This window comes from Pseudomonas sp. S2_A02, from assembly GCF_054668495.1.
Genome location: NZ_CP162776.1, coordinates 4,746,125 through 4,762,116, shown reverse-complemented (window position 1 = coordinate 4,762,116; position 15,992 = coordinate 4,746,125). Strand labels below are relative to the sequence as shown.

Here is a 15,992-nt window from a genome sequence, read left to right as displayed (position 1 = left end):
AATCATCTGGTAAAAAAGGGAATTGGGATGAGTCGTACACCTCCAAGGCGATACTGGTTGACCGGCGCCAGCAACGGTATTGGTGCCGCGCTGGCCGAAGAAATACTGAAAGCCGGCGCTCATCTGGCTGCCAGCTCCCGCTCATTGGCGCCATTGAAAGCCCTGTCTCAGCGTTATCCCGGGCAGGTGCTGGTGGTCGCGGGTGATTTGACCAACGGCCAACGGGTGCGCGAAATCGGCGAGCAGATTGCCAAGGAATGGGGTTCTCTGGACACCATGATCCTCAACGCAGGCACCTGCGAATACGTCGATGCCAATCAGTTCGACTCGTCAATCATCGAGCACATCGTGCGTACCAACCTGCTTGCCAGCAGCTATTGCATCGAAGCCGCCCGCCCCCTGCTGCGGGCGGGCACTGCGCCGCATCTGGTGGGCATGGCTAGCTCGGCGACCTGGTTGCCGCTGCCACGGGCCGAAGCTTATGGCGATTCAAAGCCCGGGTTGCGTCAACTTTTCGAGTCCTTGCGCATCGACGTGACGCCAGAAAACATCGAAATGACCATAGTTAGCCCAGGACTTATCGATATCCCCCTGAGCAACGACGCTCCAGAACACCTCGACTGGTCGGCGGACAAAGCTGCGCGATACCTCTTCGACATGCTCAAACATCGGCCATTGGAACTCTCCTTACCGGAACTGCTCATGCCTGTCCTTTGGCCTCTGCCGCAAAAGCCCGGCCAGACTGGACTGGAAATCGGCAAGCGCATGGAGAGAAACAATCCGCCGATCGAGGGTCTGCCGTGAAACCTGAGCGTCCGTCAGGCCTTTCACACAGCGCGGGCCCACTGCCTTACACTGCGCGCCATGAAAACCATTCCCCACACGCAAATCGCCGAACCTGCGGTCACCTGCTCGACCTGCGCGGCCTGCTGCTGTCAGCTTGAAGTGATGCTGATCACCGATACCGGTGTGCCCGAGCGTTTTATCGATACCGACGACTGGGGTGGGGAAGTCATGCTGCGCCTGGATGACGGCTGGTGCGCCGCGCTGGATCGCAACAGCATGATGTGCACCATCTACGAAAAACGTCCGCTGATCTGCCGGGAGTTCGAAATGGGCGCACCGGAATGCATCACCGAACGCCAGGGGATAGCGACGGCGTATCGGTAATTTAGAGATGTGTCATCAGAACTGACGCCATCGCGGGCAAGCCCGCTCCCACAGGAGGTCATCTAACCTGTGGGAGCGTGGCTTGCCCGCGATGCTTTTGACGTTACAACGGCATCGTGTAATGCAGCGAGTAACTCTCTACGCCATCGTTCGGGTTGCTGATCCCGCCATTGGAATAGTGCGTGGCGCGAATTCCGACTTCATGTCCGCCGGTAAAGCGCAGACCAAACCCGAAACGGTCTTCGAACTGAAAGGCACTCCCCAGTTTGTTGTCTTCGATTTCGGTATTGGCAAACACCGCGATGCCGATACCGGCTTCAACGTAGGGTTTGATGGTCTGACCGGCAAACTCGTATACCAACACTGGCGAGAACGACAAACTGTGATTGCTTGATGTTTTGTCCCCCTCCCAGTAGGTGTAAGCGCCGCTCCAGTAGCCGGTCAAGCGACCGATGTCACTCTGAAGCCAGCTTTTGTCCCAATCGAATTGCATGCCCAATCGGTAGGTCATGGTTGAATCGCTGGTCTGGCCGACCCCGAATTCCACCCCTGCTGCCTGCGCGGTAAAACTGTGCCCCATCAATGCGGTCGCAATTGCGGCCAAGCAGAATAGTCGCTTCATTAGAAACATCCTTTTCCGAACAACTTAGTATGGTTTTTATGCTGACCAACAGACAACGCTATAGAAGTAGACGCTTGATCAGAGGTTCAGCCCAATTATTCGTGTCATCACTTTTTTTATCTACAAGTCGAAGCTTTGCACAACACCCGTCGAATGCCACAAAACCGGCAAGATATTTCTGAAGTGCGCAGGATCGGCACTCGTCCAGAACCGAGCACCGCAGGCAGGCCCCTGCGCCAGCAACTCACGCTCGGCCAACAATCGTTGAAGCTGCCGTGCCACAGCGGCACCGGTATCGATCAGGCTGATGCTCTGGGGGAGCATCTGCTTAAGCAGCGGCTTTAGAAAGGGATAATGCGTGCAGCCAAGAATGATCGTGTCAGCACCTGCAGTCAGCAGCGGATCGATATACCCTTGCAGCAACTGGCGCAATGTCTCGCTGTGCAGATCGCCATTTTCAATCAGCTCCACCAACCCGGGGCATGGCTGAGTGATGACTCGCACATCGGCGGCGAAACGGTCGAGCAAGGCGGCGAACTTGGCACTCTGCAATGTGCCGGTGGTGGCGAGTACGCCAACTACACCGCTGCGCGTCGCCGCAGCAGCCGGTTTGACCGCCGGCTCCATGCCGACGATGGGCCACTCGGGGAAATCGCGCCGCAAATCCGCGACACCCGCGACAGTCGCGGTATTACAAGCGAGCACCAGCGCCTTGGCGCCTTGCTGCTGAAAAAACTGCGCCATGACACGACAGCGCTGACTGATGAATGCCGGGGATTTCTCACCGTAGGGAATATTCCCGCAATCGCCGAGGTACAGCAGAGATTCGTTGGGCAGCAACTGCTGGATCTCGGCCAACACCGACAGCCCACCGACGCCGGAATCGAATACTGCAATCGGCGCTTCACGCATGGCTTAACCCGCAGACGCGGCAGCCCGGATCACGCTTGACCCGCAATTCACGGAAGCGCGTGCCCAAGGCATCGATCAATAACAGGCGCCCCACCAGCGGCTCGCCGAACCCCACCAGTAATTTCAGCGCTTCGAGGGCTTGCAGGCTACCGACCAGGCCCACCAGCGGACCGAGTACGCCGGCTTCGCTGCAAGTCAGTTCGGCTTCACTGCCGTGCCCGTATAAACAGTGGTAGCACGGGCTTTCCGGACGACGGGAGTCGAAGACCGACAATTGCCCTTCCAGCCGAATCGCCGCACCGCTGACCAGCGGTTTGCGCGCAGCCACACACGCGGCGTTGACCGCTTCGCGGGTGGAAAAATTATCGGAACAGTCCAGCACCAGATCCACCGCCGCAACTGCCGCCGCCAGGGAATCTTCATCCAGGGCGGTACGATGGGCAATCAGCTGAATCTCGGGATTGATCGCGGTCAGACGACGGATCGCCGAATCGACTTTGCTCAGGCCTACGCTGTCGCTGTCGTGAACGATCTGGCGTTGCAGATTGGTCAGGTCAACCGTGTCGAAGTCCGCCAGATGCAACTCACCGATACCGGCCGCCGCCAGGTACAGCGCAACCGGTGAACCGAGACCGCCGAGGCCGACAATCAGCACGCGGCTTTCTTTGAGCCGTATCTGGCCGTCGATGTCGACGTGTTGCAGCAGAATCTGCCGGCTATAGCGCAGTAATTCCTGATCATTCAGCACGGCAAGCGCCCCAGACTGATGCGTTCATGACCGCCCAGATCGGTGCGGCTATGGACCTCTTCAAAGCCGCGGGTCAGCAGCAAATCGCGCACGGGGGCGGCTTGATCGTAACCATGTTCGAGCATCAACCAGCCACCCGCCTCAAGATAATCCGGTGCCTGATCGACGATCAGACGCAAATCGTCGAGCCCATCGACGCCGGCCACCAGCGCACTGGCGGGTTCGAAGCGCACGTCGCCCTCCGCCAGATGCGGATCGGTCGAAGCAATGTAAGGCGGATTGCTGATGATCAATTGAAAGCGTTGGCCTTCCAAAGCGCTGAACCAATGGCTACTCAGCACTGTGGCGTTGTTCAGGTTCAGCCGCTGGCGATTGCGCTCGGCCAGGGCTACAGCTTCCAGCACGCGATCCACGGCGGTGACGTTCCAGGCCGGACGTTCGCTGGCCAGGGCCAGGGCGATGGCGCCACTGCCGGTGCCCAAGTCGAGCACCAAGGCCTGTGTGGCCGGCAACAGTTCCAACGCGGCTTCCACCAGCAATTCGGTGTCGGGGCGCGGAATCAGCGTGTGGGGTGCGACTTCCAGGTCGAGTTTCCAGAAGCCTTGCTGTTCCAGAATGTAGGCCACCGGCTCACCGCTACGGCGGCGCTGCAGGTACTCGGCAAACTTCAGTGCCGCTTCGCTCGGGACGATACGCTCGGGCCAGGTGTGCAGAAAACTGCGGGACTTGCCCAAGGCAGCCGCCAGCAGCAATTCGGCATCCAGGCGCGCGGTGGGCGAGTCGGGTAAATCAGCGGCGCGCAACAAACTGGCAATGATCGTCATTTACTCACCTATCGCTGCCAATTGGTCGGCCTGGAACTCGGCCAGCAGCGGTTCGATCACCGCATCCACGCCACCGGCGAGAATTTCATCGAGCGAATACAGCGTCAAGTTGACTCGGTGGTCAGTGACCCGGCCCTGGGCAAAGTTATAGGTGCGAATACGCTCGGAACGGTCACCGGAACCTACCAGCAATTTACGCTCGCTAGCGATGGCGTTCGCGGCGGCGCTGGTCTGCTGGTCGTTGAGCTTGGCCGACAGCCAGGACATCGCCCGGGCGCGGTTCTTGTGCTGGGAACGTTCTTCCTGGCACTCGACGACAATACCGGACGGCAAGTGCGTGATACGAATCGCCGAATCAGTCTTGTTGACGTGCTGACCACCGGCACCGGAGGAACGATAGGTGTCGACCCGCAGATCCGCCGGGTTGATCTCGATCGCTTCCTGCTCGTCCGGCTCGGGCAACACCGCCACGGTGCAGGCCGAGGTGTGGATGCGACCCTGGGACTCAGTGGCCGGAACCCGCTGCACGCGATGCGCACCGGATTCGAACTTCAGCTTGCCGTAAACGTTCTCGCCTTCGACCCGGGCAATGACTTCTTTATAGCCGCCGTGTTCACCTTCGTTTTCCGAGAGAATCTCTACCCGCCAGCCACGCCGCTCGGCGTAACGCGAATACATGCGGAACAGGTCGCCGGAGAAGATTGCCGCTTCGTCACCGCCGGTGCCGGCACGGATTTCGAGGAATACGTTGCGCCCGTCGTTGGGATCTTTGGGCAGCAGCATGCGTTGCAGTTGGGCTTCGATTTCGATCAGTTGCTCTTTGGCCTCGCGGACTTCCTCCACGGCCATTTCGCGCATGTCCGGGTCGCTGTCCTTGAGCAGCGCCTGAGCCCCTTCGAGGTCGCCCTGCACTTTAAGCAGCTGTTTATAGGTGCCAACGATCGGCTCGACTTCCGCATATTCCTTGGAATAGGCGCGGAACTTGTTTTGATCGGAAATGACTTCGCCGTCGCCAAGCAGGGCGGTCAATTCCTCGAAACGGTCCTGGAGGATGTCCAGCTTATTGAGCAGTGACGCTTTCATTGCGGTTTTTTATCCGAAAAGCTATCCGATGAGCCCTCACCGAGGGCAAAGAGTTCCTGGGCCATGGCCAGCGCATCGAGGCGGCCTTCGGCAGAGAGCTTTTTCAACTGCACGCTCGGGGCATGCAAGAGTTTGTTGGTCAGGCCGCGGGCCAGTTGCACCAGCACGTCTTCGGCGCTGCTGCCATTGGCGAGCATGCGCTGGGCTTTCTGCAATTCTTCGTCGCGCAGACGCTCGCTTTGTTGACGATAGGCCTTGAGCACATCCACCGCCGCCAGTTCGCGCAGGCGAACCATGAAATCTTCGGCACCAATCGACACCATCTCTTCGGCGGCTTGGGCAGCGCCCTGACGGCTCTTGAGGTTTTCGGCGACCACTTCGTGGAGATCGTCGACGCTATATAGGTAAACGTCGTCCAACTCGCCGACTTCCGGCTCGATATCCCGAGGAACAGCGATATCCACCATGAAAATCGGCTTGTGCTTGCGCAATTTCAAGGCACTTTCCACCGCACCTTTACCGAGAATCGGCAACTGGCTGGCGGTGGAACTGATGACGATGTCGCTGCGCACCAGTTCTGCCGGGATGTCCGAGAGCAGCACTGCGTGGGCGCCGAACTGCTCGGCCAGAATGCTCGCGCGTTCCAGAGTGCGATTGGCAACCACGATTCGCTTCACACCCAGCTCATGCAGATGGCGAGCGACCAGGGTGATGGTTTCACCAGCGCCGATCAGCAAAGCCTGGCTGCGCTGCAAATCACTGAAAATCTGTTTCGCCAGGCTGACCGCGGCAAACGCCACGGACACCGGGTTCTCGCCGATGGCGGTATCGGTCCGCACCTGTTTGGCCGCATTGAACGTGGCCTGGAACAGCCGCCCGAGCAGTGGACCGATGGTGCCGGCCTCCCGAGCGACAGCGTAGGCCGATTTCATCTGGCCGAGAATCTGCGGTTCGCCCAACACCAGCGAATCGAGCCCGGAGGCGACCCGCATCATGTGACGAACTGCCGCATCATCTTCATGCACATAAGCGCTCGCGCGCAGCTCATCGAGACTCAAATGATGATAATCGGCCAGCCAGCGCAATATAATGTCAGCCGAAAGGTGATCCTGTTCTATATACAGTTCACTGCGATTGCAGGTGGAGAGGATCGCAGCTTCGCGGCTGTCGGTGAGTCGGCAGAGCTGCTGCAAGGCCTCAACCAGCTGCTCAGGGGTAAAGGCCACGCGCTCGCGGACGTCTACTGAAGCAGTCTTGTGGTTAATACCGAGTGCAAGGAAGGCCATTCAAGGTCGCTGATAGTGACGTGAAGCCGACAATTGTCCTACTTCGACAGAGCCAGAACAACCACTCGATATCTATCGCTCCTGTAAGGACGGCCAAAGGCTGCGATCCGTTCTCGTTTACAAGGACGCCGGGGCGGCGGGGATTGCCCGCGCGGGTAAATTGGCCGGGCGGTTATGTTTGGCCGAAGGCTTGTGTCATGATGATCCGACCGCAGGTTAGTCGTCCTTTTCCTATATGAATAGATCTTCCGCGTTGCTCCTCGCTTTTGTCTTCCTCAGCGGCTGCCAGGCCTTGGCACCCGTTTCGTCGGACGGTACGCCGCCGGTCGAAGACAGCACTCCGGCCCCTGAAAAGCCCAAGGTTTACAGCTCGTTCAGTGAAGAAACCGTCTTCAGCCTGTTGAGCGCCGAACTGGCTGGCCAGCGCAATCGTTACGACATTGCCTTGGACAACTACGTGACCCAGGCCATCAATACCCAGGATCCGGGCATCTCCGAGCGGGCATTTCGCATTGCCGAGTATCTGGGTGCCGATCAGGCTGCCCTCGACACCGCATTGGTCTGGGCGAAAAACGCCCCGGACGATCTCGAGGCGCAACGGGCGGCAGCCGTGCAACTCGCCCGTGCCGGGCGTTACGACGACTCCATGGTCTATATGGAGAAAGTCCTGCAAGGCAAAGGCGACACGCATTTCGACTTCCTCGCCCTGTCCGCGGCCGATACCGACCAGGACACGCGCAACGGTCTGATGAAAGGTTTTGACCGCTTGTTGCAGCGCCATCCGCACAACAATCAGCTGATTTTCGGCAAGGCCTTGCTGATGCAACAGGACGGCGATGCCAAGGGCGCCCTGACCCTGCTCGAAGACAACCCGCCGGAGGAGGGCGAAATAGCGCCGATTTTGCTGCGCGCGCGCCTCCTGCAAGGCCTCAGCCGTGGTGATGAAGCCCTGCCGCTGCTGCAAAAAAGCATCAAGAAATACCCGGACGACAAACGCCTGCGCCTGACCTATGCGCGCATGCTGGTTGAGCAGGACCGCATGGACGACGCCAAGGTCGAATTCTCGAGCCTTGTGCAGCAATACCCCGAAGACGACGAACTGCGTTACTCCCTGGCGCTGGTCTGCCTGGAAGCCAAGGCGTGGGACGAGGCCAAAGGTTACCTGGAAGACTTGATTGCCCGGGAAAGCCATGTCGATTCGGCACACCTGAACTTGGGACGCATTGCTGAAGAGCGTAACGACCCGCAGGGCGCACTGATCGAATACGCCCAGGTCGGGGCGGGTAACGATTACCTGCCGGCGCAATTGCGTCAGGCCGATATTCTGATGGGCAATGGCAAGACTGCCGAAGCCCAAAGCCGTCTGGCAGCCGAGCGCGGCGAGCAACCCGATTACGCAATCCAGTTGTACCTGATCGAAGCCGAAACCTTGTCCGCCAACAAACAGGGTGACAAGGCCTGGAAAATCTTGCAGCAAGCCCTGCAGCAATACCCGGACGATCTGAATCTGCTGTATACCCGAGCCATGCTGGCAGAAAAGCGCAATGACCTGACGCAGATGGAAAAAGATCTGCGATTGATCATCAAGCGTGACCCGAACAATGCAATGGCGTTAAACGCTCTCGGCTACACCCTGTCCGACCGCACCACACGCTACGCCGAAGCCAAGGCCTTGATCGAGCAGGCGCACCAGCTCAATCCGGAAGACCCGGCCGTCCTCGACAGCCTCGGATGGGTCAATTTCCGCCTGGGCAACCTCGATGAAGCCGAGCGGTATTTGCGCCAGGCACTGGAGCGCTTCCCCGATCAGGAAGTCGCCGCTCACCTGGGCGAAGTCTTGTGGGCCAACGGCAAACAGCGCGAAGCCAAGAAAATCTGGAGCAAGTTCCTCAAGGAACAGCCCGACAGCCCTACCCTGCGCGGCACCATCAAGCGCCTGACCGGATCAGAGACTCTTTAAGATTATGTTTTTGCGCCACATCATTGTTTTCAGCTTCATCGCCCTGCTCGCCGGTTGCGCGGGCTTCGGCGCCCGCGAATCGGTCCAGGGTCAAGGCAACACGGCCCAATGGCGCGAGCACAAACAGCAACTGGCAAGCCTCGACGGCTGGCAGATCAACGGCAAAATCGGCATCCGCGCGCCAAAAGATTCGGGCAGCGGCACGTTGTTCTGGCTGCAACGCCAGGATTACTACGACATCCGCCTGTCCGGCCCGCTGGGTCGTGGCGCGGCCCGCTTGACCGGTCGCCCGGGCAAAGTCTCGCTGGAAGTGGCCAATCAGGGTCGCTATGACGCGCAGACTCCCGAAGCCCTGGTTGAAGAACAACTGGGCTGGAAATTGCCGGTATCCCATCTGGCATGGTGGGTTCGCGGGCTCCCGGCCCCGGGCAGCAAAAGTCGCCTGACCCTCGATGTCGACAGCCGCCTGGCCAATCTCGAACAGGATGGCTGGCAAGTCGAGTACCTCAGTTATGCCGAACAAAACGGCTACTGGCTGCCCGAGCGGATCAAACTGCACGGCACCGACCTTGATGTCACGCTGGTGATCAAGGAATGGCAACCACGCAAACTGGGGCAATGAACATGACTGCGCCACGCCTGACATTGCCCTCGCCCGCCAAGCTCAACCTGATGCTGCACATCCTGGGTCGCCGTGAAGACGGTTACCACGAGTTGCAGACGATTTTTCAGTTCCTCGATTACGGCGATGAAATCACTTTCGCCGTTCGCGACGATGGCGTGATTCGGTTGCACACCGAATTCGCCGACGTCCCTCACGACAGCAACCTGATCGTTAAAGCCGCAAAAAAACTTCAGGAACAATCCAGTTGTTCGCTGGGTGTCGACATCTGGATCGAAAAAATCCTGCCCATGGGCGGTGGAATCGGTGGTGGCAGCTCGAATGCGGCGACCACATTGCTGGGCCTCAATCATCTTTGGCAGCTGGATTGGGATGAGGATCGGCTGGCTGCGCTGGGCCTTACACTTGGCGCCGACGTCCCGGTTTTCGTGCGCGGCCACGCGGCTTTCGCCGAGGGCGTCGGGGAGAAACTCACCCCTGTAGAGCCCGAAGAACCGTGGTATCTCGTGCTGGTGCCGCAAGTATCTGTAAGTACAGCAGAAATTTTTTCAGATCCACTGTTGACACGTAACACTCCTCCCATTAAAGTGCGCCCCGTTCCCAAGGGAAACAGTCGAAATGACTGCTTACCGGTGGTAGCAATGCGTTACCCAGATGTACGTAACGCATTGAATTTGTTAGGTAAATTTACCGAAGCAAAACTCACCGGAACTGGAAGTTGTGTGTTTGGGGGCTTCCCAAGCAAAGCTGAAGCTGATAAAGTCTCGGCCCTTCTGACAGAGACCCTTACAGGGTTTGTAGCAAAAGGAAGTAACATTTCGATGTTGCATCGCAAGCTGCAAAGTCTGCTCTAAAAGGAATCGAGTACTGGGTACTCGTTGCAACAGATACAGGGGCGTCGCCAAGCGGTAAGGCAGCAGGTTTTGATCCTGCCATGCGTTGGTTCGAATCCAGCCGCCCCTGCCATTTTCCTATACTCATCCAGGTTACCCTCAGCCTTCAGGTACTGCGCGTGTCCAAGATGATGGTCTTTACGGGGAACGCTAACCCCGATCTGGCTCGGCGTGTTGTACGTCAGCTGCATATCCCTCTCGGTGACATCTCTGTCGGTAAGTTCTCCGACGGCGAAATTACTGCCGAGATCAATGAAAACGTCCGCGGTAAAGACGTCTTCATTATTCAGCCGACTTGCGCTCCGACCAACGATAACCTGATGGAACTGGTAGTGATGGCTGATGCCTTCCGCCGCTCATCGGCTACTCGTATCACTGCTGTTATTCCTTACTTTGGTTATGCCCGTCAGGATCGCCGTCCGCGTTCCGCACGTGTGGCTATCAGCGCGAAAGTCGTTGCTGACATGCTTACCGTAGTCGGCATCGACCGTGTTCTCACGGTTGATCTGCATGCTGACCAGATTCAGGGTTTCTTCGATATTCCGGTAGATAACATCTACGGCTCCCCGGTACTGGTGGATGACATTGAAGATCAGCGCTTCGAAAACCTGATGATCGTGTCCCCGGACATTGGTGGCGTCGTGCGTGCACGGGCTGTTGCCAAGTCCCTGGGCGTGGATCTCGGGATCATCGACAAACGCCGTGAGAAAGCCAATCACTCTGAAGTGATGCATATCATCGGTGATGTCGAAGGGCGTACCTGTATTCTGGTCGATGACATGGTCGATACCGCCGGCACTCTGTGCCATGCGGCCAAGGCCCTGAAAGAGCATGGCGCTGCCAAGGTTTTCGCCTACTGCACGCACCCTGTGCTGTCGGGTCGGGCGATCGAAAACATTGAAAATTCCGTGCTGGACGAGCTGGTGGTAACAAACACCATCCCGCTGTCCGCTGCAGCACAAGCCTGTGCGCGTATCCGCCAACTGGATATCGCACCGGTAGTTGCCGAGGCGGTCCGCCGCATCAGCAATGAAGAATCGATCAGCGCGATGTTCCGTTAAGGGCCCTGCCCTTTTCATTACATCTCGTTGACGAAAAGCGCCCCGCCCCGGCATTCCTGTCGGGGCGGGGCTTTTTTGCCCATATCGCCTTTAAGCGCTGGTCGCAAACGCTGGGGCGAATGTGGTTATTTTGGAGATACAACATGAACGATTTTACTCTGAATGCTGAAGTGCGTTCCGACCTGGGGAAAGGTGCGAGCCGCCGCCTGCGTCGTCTCGCAAGCCTGGTTCCAGCTGTAGTTTACGGTGGCGAAAAAGCCCCTGAATCCATCAGCATGCTGGCTAAAGAAGTTGCCAAACTGCTCGAAAACGAAGCGGCTTACAGCCACATCATCGAGCTGAACGTTGGCGGCACCAAGCAAAACGTAATCATCAAAGCCCTGCAGCGTCACCCGGCCAAAGGCCACGTGCTGCACGCTGACTTCGTACGCGTTGTAGCTGGCCAGAAACTGACCGCTATCGTGCCTGTACACTTCGTTGGCGAAGCTGCTCCGATCAAGAAAGGCGGCGAAATCTCGCACGTTGTTTCTGAGATCGAAGTGACCTGCCTGCCAAAAGACCTGCCTGAATTCATCGAAGTTGACCTGGCTAACGCCGAAGTCGGCTCGATCATTCACCTGTCTGACCTCAAGGCCCCTAAAGGCGTTGAGTTTGTTGCTCTGGCTCACGGTAACGACCTGGCTGTTGCCAACGTTCACGCTCCACGTGTTGCTCCAGAAGCTACTGAAGGCGCAGCAGAGTAATTTCACTCTGTTCGCCGGAGTGACCGGAAACATCGCGGACTAGAGCGTAGCGAGAAAGCGGGCGAGAACGCGGAGTTTACATAATGGTAAATGAGCACTTGTCGTCCACTTTCGCCGCACACCCTGATTGCGGCGATGTTATCCACCACTCCAAGGAAGGGCCCCTATCGTGACTGCCATCAAACTGATCGTTGGCCTGGGAAATCCAGGCGCTGAATACGAACAGACCCGGCATAACGCAGGGGCCCTTTTTGTTGAGCGCATCGCGCACGCGCAGGGTGTCAACCTTGTGGCCGATCGCAAATATTTCGGCCTGACCGGGCGCTATTCGCATCAGGGTCAGGATGTTCGTCTGCTGATTCCTACCACCTACATGAACCGCAGCGGCCAGGCCGTCGCGGCACTAGCCGGCTTCTTCCGTATCAAGCCGGAAGAAATCCTGGTGGCGCATGACGAACTCGATCTGCCTCCGGGCGTTGCCAAGCTCAAACAGGGCGGCGGCCATGGCGGTCACAACGGGTTGCGCGACATCATCGCGCAACTGGGCAATCAGAATACCTTTCACCGCTTGCGGCTTGGCATTGGCCACCCGGGCGTTGCCAGTATGGTTTCAAATTTCGTCCTGGGTCGTGCGCCACGCGCCGAACAGGAAAAACTCGATGCCAGCATCGACTTTGCCCTCGGCGTGCTGCCGGATATCCTCGCCGGTGAATGGAACCGCGCGATGAAAAACCTGCACAGCCAGAAGGCCTGACTCTTACCCGAGGGGAAACACCATGGGATTCAATTGCGGCATCGTCGGCCTGCCTAACGTCGGCAAGTCCACCCTATTCAACGCCCTGACCAAATCCGGGATCGCGGCCGAGAACTTCCCCTTCTGCACCATCGAGCCGAACACCGGTATCGTGCCGATGCCGGATCCGCGTCTGGAAGCCCTGGCGGTCATCGTCAATCCCAAGCGCATCCTGCCGACCACCATGGAATTCGTCGACATCGCCGGCCTGGTTGCCGGCGCCTCGAAAGGTGAAGGCCTGGGCAACAAATTCCTCGCCAACATCCGCGAGACCGATGCCATCGCCCACGTGGTCCGCTGCTTCGAAGACGAGAACGTGATTCACGTCTCCAACAGCGTCGACCCGAAACGCGACATCGAGATCATCGACCTGGAACTGATCTTCGCCGACCTCGACAGCTGCGAGAAGCAACTGCAGAAAGTCGCCCGCAACGCCAAGGGTGGTGACAAGGACGCCGTGGTCCAGAAAGGCCTGCTGGAGCAACTGATCGCTCACTTCACCCTCGGCAAGCCTGCGCGCACGCTGATGAAGAACATGGGCGCCGACGACAAAGCGGTAATCCGTGGCTTCCACTTGCTGACCACCAAGCCAGTCATGTACATCGCCAACGTCGCTGAAGACGGTTTCGAGAACAACCCACTGCTGGACATCGTCAAAGCCATCGCCGAAGAAGAAGGCGCCATGGTGGTTCCGGTCTGCAACAAGATCGAAGCCGAAATCGCCGAACTGGAAGACGGCGAAGAGAAAGACATGTTCCTCGAAGCCCTGGGCCTCGAAGAGCCTGGCCTGAACCGCGTAATCCGCGCCGGCTACGAAATGCTGCACCTGCAGACCTACTTCACCGCTGGCGTCGAAGAAGTCCGCGCCTGGACCGTCCGCGTCGGTGCCACCGCGCCACAAGCCGCCGGCGTGATCCACACCGACTTCGAAAAAGGCTTCATCCGCGCCGAAGTCATCGCCTACGACGACTTCATCCAGTACAAAGGCGAAGCCGGCGCCAAAGAAGCCGGCAAATGGCGTCTGGAAGGCAAGGACTACATTGTCAAAGACGGCGACGTGATGCACTTCCGTTTCAACGTCTAAAGGCTTCTACTGAACCTGAGTGAACCGGACTGAACCTGAAACTGGCCTGAAGCCCTTGTTTTTAGAGGGGGCTGCCAAATATCTAGAGCTCAGTGCGGTTCAGCAAGGGTGATAGTGTTCTAGAGAAAAGCGGGGTAGCATCAGGGGTATCACGATTTCTGGATGGGGGTATTTTCTTCATCTCTCACGGATACCCAAATGCCTAAAGACCTAATCACAGACGCTAAAGTACGCACTGCAAAGCCCGCTGCCGCCCCTTACAAGCTTGGGGATGGCGGCGGGCTTTTTCTTTTGGTGCAGCCAAGCGGTAGCAAGCTATGGCGATGGAAATTTCGACTCGATGGCAAGGAAAATGTTTTTGCTATCGGCTCTTACCCAGAGATTGGTCTTGCCGAGGCGCGCTCAGAACGTGACGCAGCTCGCAAACTGACGAAGCTTGGAATCAACCCAGCCCAACACAGAAAAGACGGCAAAAAGCGCAATATTGACGCTGCTGCCGAGCGTAAAAGGGCCATGGAAAGCTCCTTTGCAAAGGTTTCAGCTGCTTACCTTGACCATGTTAAGTCGAGCTACACACCGGGCTCCTTCCGCTGCAAAGAGTCACGGATCAGGCGGCATCTCAGCCCCAAGCTCGATGCGTTCGCAATTGCAGAAATTACGGCAAAAGAAATTCGCCCCGTACTGGAAGCTTGTAAAAGCTCCGGGGCATGGGCGGCTATTCATGTGAAAGGCGACCTATCTGCAATTTTCAAATACGCGGTAGTGCGTGGGTTGGCAGATCTCAATCCAGTACCCAGCTTGGAAGGCTTCCTCCGGATACCAACCTGCCAAAGCAAGGCTGTCATGACGACTAGCCAGATCAAGCAGTTTTATCAAGCGCTGCGATCCTACAGGGGTTACCCAGAGACTGCATTGTGCCTTCGTCTTATCGCGCTTACAGCGTGTCGTCCCGGCGAAGCAGCAGACGCAGAGTGGGACGAGTTCGACTTCACTGCGAACCTGTGGCGGCGTCCAGCAGCGAAAATGAAGGCTCGCCGCGATCACGTTTCACCTCTATCGACCGGTGCCCTTGCCGTACTGGCGGAGCTACAACTGATTTCCGGTAGTGGCCGTTATCTCTTCCCCCACCGCAGCGGTGAAGGTTTCACTACTCCCAATCGGCTCACTTACGCCATGAGGGATATGAACCTAGGCGAGAGAACCACTCCACATTGCTGGCGTACTACTTTCTCGACTTGGGCAAACGAGCATGGCTGTAGGCCGGATGCGATTGAGCGTCAGTTGGCCCACGTGGAAAACAATAAGGTAAGGGCTACCTACAACAAGGCACTCTTGCTGAACGAAAGGAAGGAAATTATGCAGACGTGGGCTGAATATCTGGAGTCGGCCCGGAGCGAAGGGATGAGCTCGAATGGATAAGGACAAAGATGCGATTTTGCAGAACGGCCTGCGTTACCTGAAAATCTATCGAGATCAGGGCCGCTCGCGATGCGACAGAATAGTGCCTGGGCAATTGGTGGCAGAGATCCTCCGCTACATTGAAAACTCCATGGCTGGTCGTTCCCAGTATGACTTGGAGCACATGCTTCTCGGCACAAACCAATTAGGAGCCCAATGGCGAGCATACGTTGCCCACCCACGCCGTGATGCCGAAGAACGAAAAGCCTGGCGGACGTGGTACGGCAGACACGGATGCAAAAACAGCGTCAGCGAACAGAGGACTGAAGATCCGTTCGCGATACAGCCCCCTCCCCTGCCACAACTGGATGAGGGAGAGGTTGAAATCTCTCTGCTCGAAACTGAGCCGCCTCGCCCCTTGATGCGGGCGCTGCCATACGATGGCAGATCCATGACCTTTCATTTACTACGCGAGGTCATTCGTCGCTGGTCAACAACCGTGGTTGCACGATATCTCGCCGAATCCACCTCTCAGCGCTGCGACAACGCGAGTGATGCTGAACGAGCTCTGTCTAGACATACCACATCGCTGGTGACGATCAGGACATCCCTGAATGCGTGGGAAGCTGCTTACGAGCTTTTGACCTTGCCGGATAGCCCAGAATCGACAGTTTTTAAAACTGAGTTCTTTCAACTCTTCCAAAGGCTGGAGGAACGAGATCAGGAACGCGATCCGTATTCACACAATGCTGGCATGCCTAGGGGACGATAGAGAAAACGGCAAAATCGTACG

At 57.7% G+C, this 15,992-nt stretch carries 17 protein-coding genes and 1 tRNA gene; 12 read left to right on the top strand and 6 right to left on the bottom strand.

Annotation, left to right across the window (positions count from 1 at the left end; genetic code table 11):
• Positions 1 to 27 precede the first annotated feature (27 nt).
• Both AB4O41_RS21830 and AB4O41_RS21825 read left to right on the top strand, forming a co-directional pair.
• A complete protein-coding gene (locus AB4O41_RS21830; protein ID WP_460144674.1) occupies positions 28 to 804 on the top strand; it encodes an SDR family NAD(P)-dependent oxidoreductase in 777 nt (258 codons plus the stop codon).
• A gap of 60 nt (positions 805 to 864) precedes the next feature.
• Positions 865 to 1,170: a YkgJ family cysteine cluster protein gene (locus AB4O41_RS21825; protein ID WP_007905822.1), complete on the top strand. Its 306-nt coding sequence runs from the start codon at positions 865 to 867 to the stop codon at positions 1,168 to 1,170.
• A 103-nt stretch (positions 1,171 to 1,273) separates the two neighbouring features.
• Here AB4O41_RS21825 and AB4O41_RS21820 read toward each other — a convergent pair whose 3' ends face one another.
• The 6 genes from AB4O41_RS21820 to hemA all read right to left on the bottom strand — a co-directional run bounded on the left by AB4O41_RS21820 (position 1,274) and on the right by hemA (position 6,645).
• Entirely contained in the window at positions 1,274 to 1,792 is a 519-nt protein-coding gene (locus AB4O41_RS21820; RefSeq protein WP_460144673.1) for an acyloxyacyl hydrolase, read from the bottom strand.
• A 120-nt stretch (positions 1,793 to 1,912) separates the two neighbouring features.
• Positions 1,913 to 2,704, bottom strand: a complete 792-nt coding sequence (murI, locus tag AB4O41_RS21815) for a glutamate racemase (RefSeq protein WP_460144672.1) — start codon at positions 2,702 to 2,704, stop codon at positions 1,913 to 1,915.
• Positions 2,697 to 3,452: a molybdopterin-synthase adenylyltransferase MoeB gene (locus AB4O41_RS21810; RefSeq protein ID WP_460144671.1), complete on the bottom strand. Its 756-nt coding sequence runs from the start codon at positions 3,450 to 3,452 to the stop codon at positions 2,697 to 2,699. The genes murI and AB4O41_RS21810 overlap by 8 nt, the downstream gene beginning before the upstream one ends.
• Positions 3,446 to 4,276 (bottom strand): peptide chain release factor N(5)-glutamine methyltransferase, encoded by an 831-nt coding sequence (gene prmC / locus AB4O41_RS21805; protein WP_460144670.1) that lies wholly within the window; start codon positions 4,274 to 4,276, stop codon positions 3,446 to 3,448. The genes AB4O41_RS21810 and prmC overlap by 7 nt, the downstream gene beginning before the upstream one ends.
• Positions 4,277 to 5,359, bottom strand: a complete 1,083-nt coding sequence (prfA, locus tag AB4O41_RS21800) for a peptide chain release factor 1 (RefSeq protein WP_460144669.1) — start codon at positions 5,357 to 5,359, stop codon at positions 4,277 to 4,279.
• Complete coding sequence (gene hemA, locus AB4O41_RS21795) at positions 5,356 to 6,645, bottom strand: glutamyl-tRNA reductase (RefSeq protein WP_258617091.1); 1,290 nt, start codon at positions 6,643 to 6,645, stop codon at positions 5,356 to 5,358. The genes prfA and hemA overlap by 4 nt, the downstream gene beginning before the upstream one ends.
• Positions 6,646 to 6,880: 235 nt before the next feature.
• On the opposite strand from hemA, the gene AB4O41_RS21790 reads away from it, so the two are divergent.
• The 10 genes from AB4O41_RS21790 to AB4O41_RS21745 all read left to right on the top strand — a co-directional run bounded on the left by AB4O41_RS21790 (position 6,881) and on the right by AB4O41_RS21745 (position 15,971).
• Positions 6,881 to 8,605: a tetratricopeptide repeat protein gene (locus AB4O41_RS21790; protein ID WP_460144668.1), complete on the top strand. Its 1,725-nt coding sequence runs from the start codon at positions 6,881 to 6,883 to the stop codon at positions 8,603 to 8,605.
• Between the two features lie 4 nt (positions 8,606 to 8,609).
• Positions 8,610 to 9,227, top strand: a complete 618-nt coding sequence (gene lolB / locus AB4O41_RS21785; protein ID WP_460144667.1) for a lipoprotein insertase outer membrane protein LolB — start codon at positions 8,610 to 8,612, stop codon at positions 9,225 to 9,227.
• A gap of 2 nt (positions 9,228 to 9,229) precedes the next feature.
• A complete protein-coding gene (gene ispE, locus AB4O41_RS21780; protein ID WP_460148395.1) occupies positions 9,230 to 10,081 on the top strand; it encodes a 4-(cytidine 5'-diphospho)-2-C-methyl-D-erythritol kinase in 852 nt (283 codons plus the stop codon).
• Positions 10,082 to 10,118: 37 nt separating this feature from the next.
• A tRNA-Gln gene (locus tag AB4O41_RS21775) sits at positions 10,119 to 10,193 on the top strand.
• A 46-nt stretch (positions 10,194 to 10,239) separates the two neighbouring features.
• Entirely contained in the window at positions 10,240 to 11,181 is a 942-nt protein-coding gene (locus AB4O41_RS21770) for a ribose-phosphate pyrophosphokinase (protein ID WP_003171603.1), read from the top strand.
• A gap of 143 nt (positions 11,182 to 11,324) precedes the next feature.
• A complete protein-coding gene (locus AB4O41_RS21765; RefSeq protein WP_460144665.1) occupies positions 11,325 to 11,924 on the top strand; it encodes a 50S ribosomal protein L25/general stress protein Ctc in 600 nt (199 codons plus the stop codon).
• Between the two features lie 169 nt (positions 11,925 to 12,093).
• On the top strand, positions 12,094 to 12,678 hold the full coding sequence (gene pth / locus AB4O41_RS21760) for an aminoacyl-tRNA hydrolase (protein ID WP_007905795.1): 585 nt from the start codon (positions 12,094 to 12,096) through the stop codon (positions 12,676 to 12,678).
• 22 nt (positions 12,679 to 12,700) lie between these two features.
• Positions 12,701 to 13,801, top strand: a complete 1,101-nt coding sequence (gene ychF, locus AB4O41_RS21755; protein ID WP_123501323.1) for a redox-regulated ATPase YchF — start codon at positions 12,701 to 12,703, stop codon at positions 13,799 to 13,801.
• Positions 13,802 to 13,999: 198 nt separating this feature from the next.
• Positions 14,000 to 15,220 carry a tyrosine-type recombinase/integrase gene (locus AB4O41_RS21750; protein WP_095162384.1) on the top strand — a complete coding sequence of 407 codons (1,221 nt, stop codon included), beginning with the start codon at positions 14,000 to 14,002 and terminating at the stop codon, positions 15,218 to 15,220.
• On the top strand, positions 15,213 to 15,971 hold the full coding sequence (locus AB4O41_RS21745) for a hypothetical protein (RefSeq protein ID WP_095162382.1): 759 nt from the start codon (positions 15,213 to 15,215) through the stop codon (positions 15,969 to 15,971). Before AB4O41_RS21750 ends, AB4O41_RS21745 begins: the two co-directional genes overlap by 8 nt.
• Positions 15,972 to 15,992: the final 21 nt, after the last annotated feature.

Coding starts and splice junctions, on each gene's coding strand:
- AB4O41_RS21830 (WP_460144674.1), top strand. CDS start 28: ATGAGTCGTACACCTCCAAGGCGATACTGGTTGACCGGCGCCAGCAAC.
- AB4O41_RS21825 (WP_007905822.1), top strand. CDS start 865: ATGAAAACCATTCCCCACACGCAAATCGCCGAACCTGCGGTCACCTGC.
- AB4O41_RS21820 (WP_460144673.1), bottom strand. CDS start 1,792: ATGAAGCGACTATTCTGCTTGGCCGCAATTGCGACCGCATTGATGGGG.
- murI (WP_460144672.1), bottom strand. CDS start 2,704: ATGCGTGAAGCGCCGATTGCAGTATTCGATTCCGGCGTCGGTGGGCTG.
- prmC (WP_460144670.1), bottom strand. CDS start 4,276: ATGACGATCATTGCCAGTTTGTTGCGCGCCGCTGATTTACCCGACTCG.
- prfA (WP_460144669.1), bottom strand. CDS start 5,359: ATGAAAGCGTCACTGCTCAATAAGCTGGACATCCTCCAGGACCGTTTC.
- hemA (WP_258617091.1), bottom strand. CDS start 6,645: ATGGCCTTCCTTGCACTCGGTATTAACCACAAGACTGCTTCAGTAGAC.
- AB4O41_RS21790 (WP_460144668.1), top strand. CDS start 6,881: ATGAATAGATCTTCCGCGTTGCTCCTCGCTTTTGTCTTCCTCAGCGGC.
- lolB (WP_460144667.1), top strand. CDS start 8,610: ATGTTTTTGCGCCACATCATTGTTTTCAGCTTCATCGCCCTGCTCGCC.
- ispE (WP_460148395.1), top strand. CDS start 9,230: ATGACTGCGCCACGCCTGACATTGCCCTCGCCCGCCAAGCTCAACCTG.
- AB4O41_RS21765 (WP_460144665.1), top strand. CDS start 11,325: ATGAACGATTTTACTCTGAATGCTGAAGTGCGTTCCGACCTGGGGAAA.
- ychF (WP_123501323.1), top strand. CDS start 12,701: ATGGGATTCAATTGCGGCATCGTCGGCCTGCCTAACGTCGGCAAGTCC.
- AB4O41_RS21750 (WP_095162384.1), top strand. CDS start 14,000: ATGCCTAAAGACCTAATCACAGACGCTAAAGTACGCACTGCAAAGCCC.
- AB4O41_RS21745 (WP_095162382.1), top strand. CDS start 15,213: ATGGATAAGGACAAAGATGCGATTTTGCAGAACGGCCTGCGTTACCTG.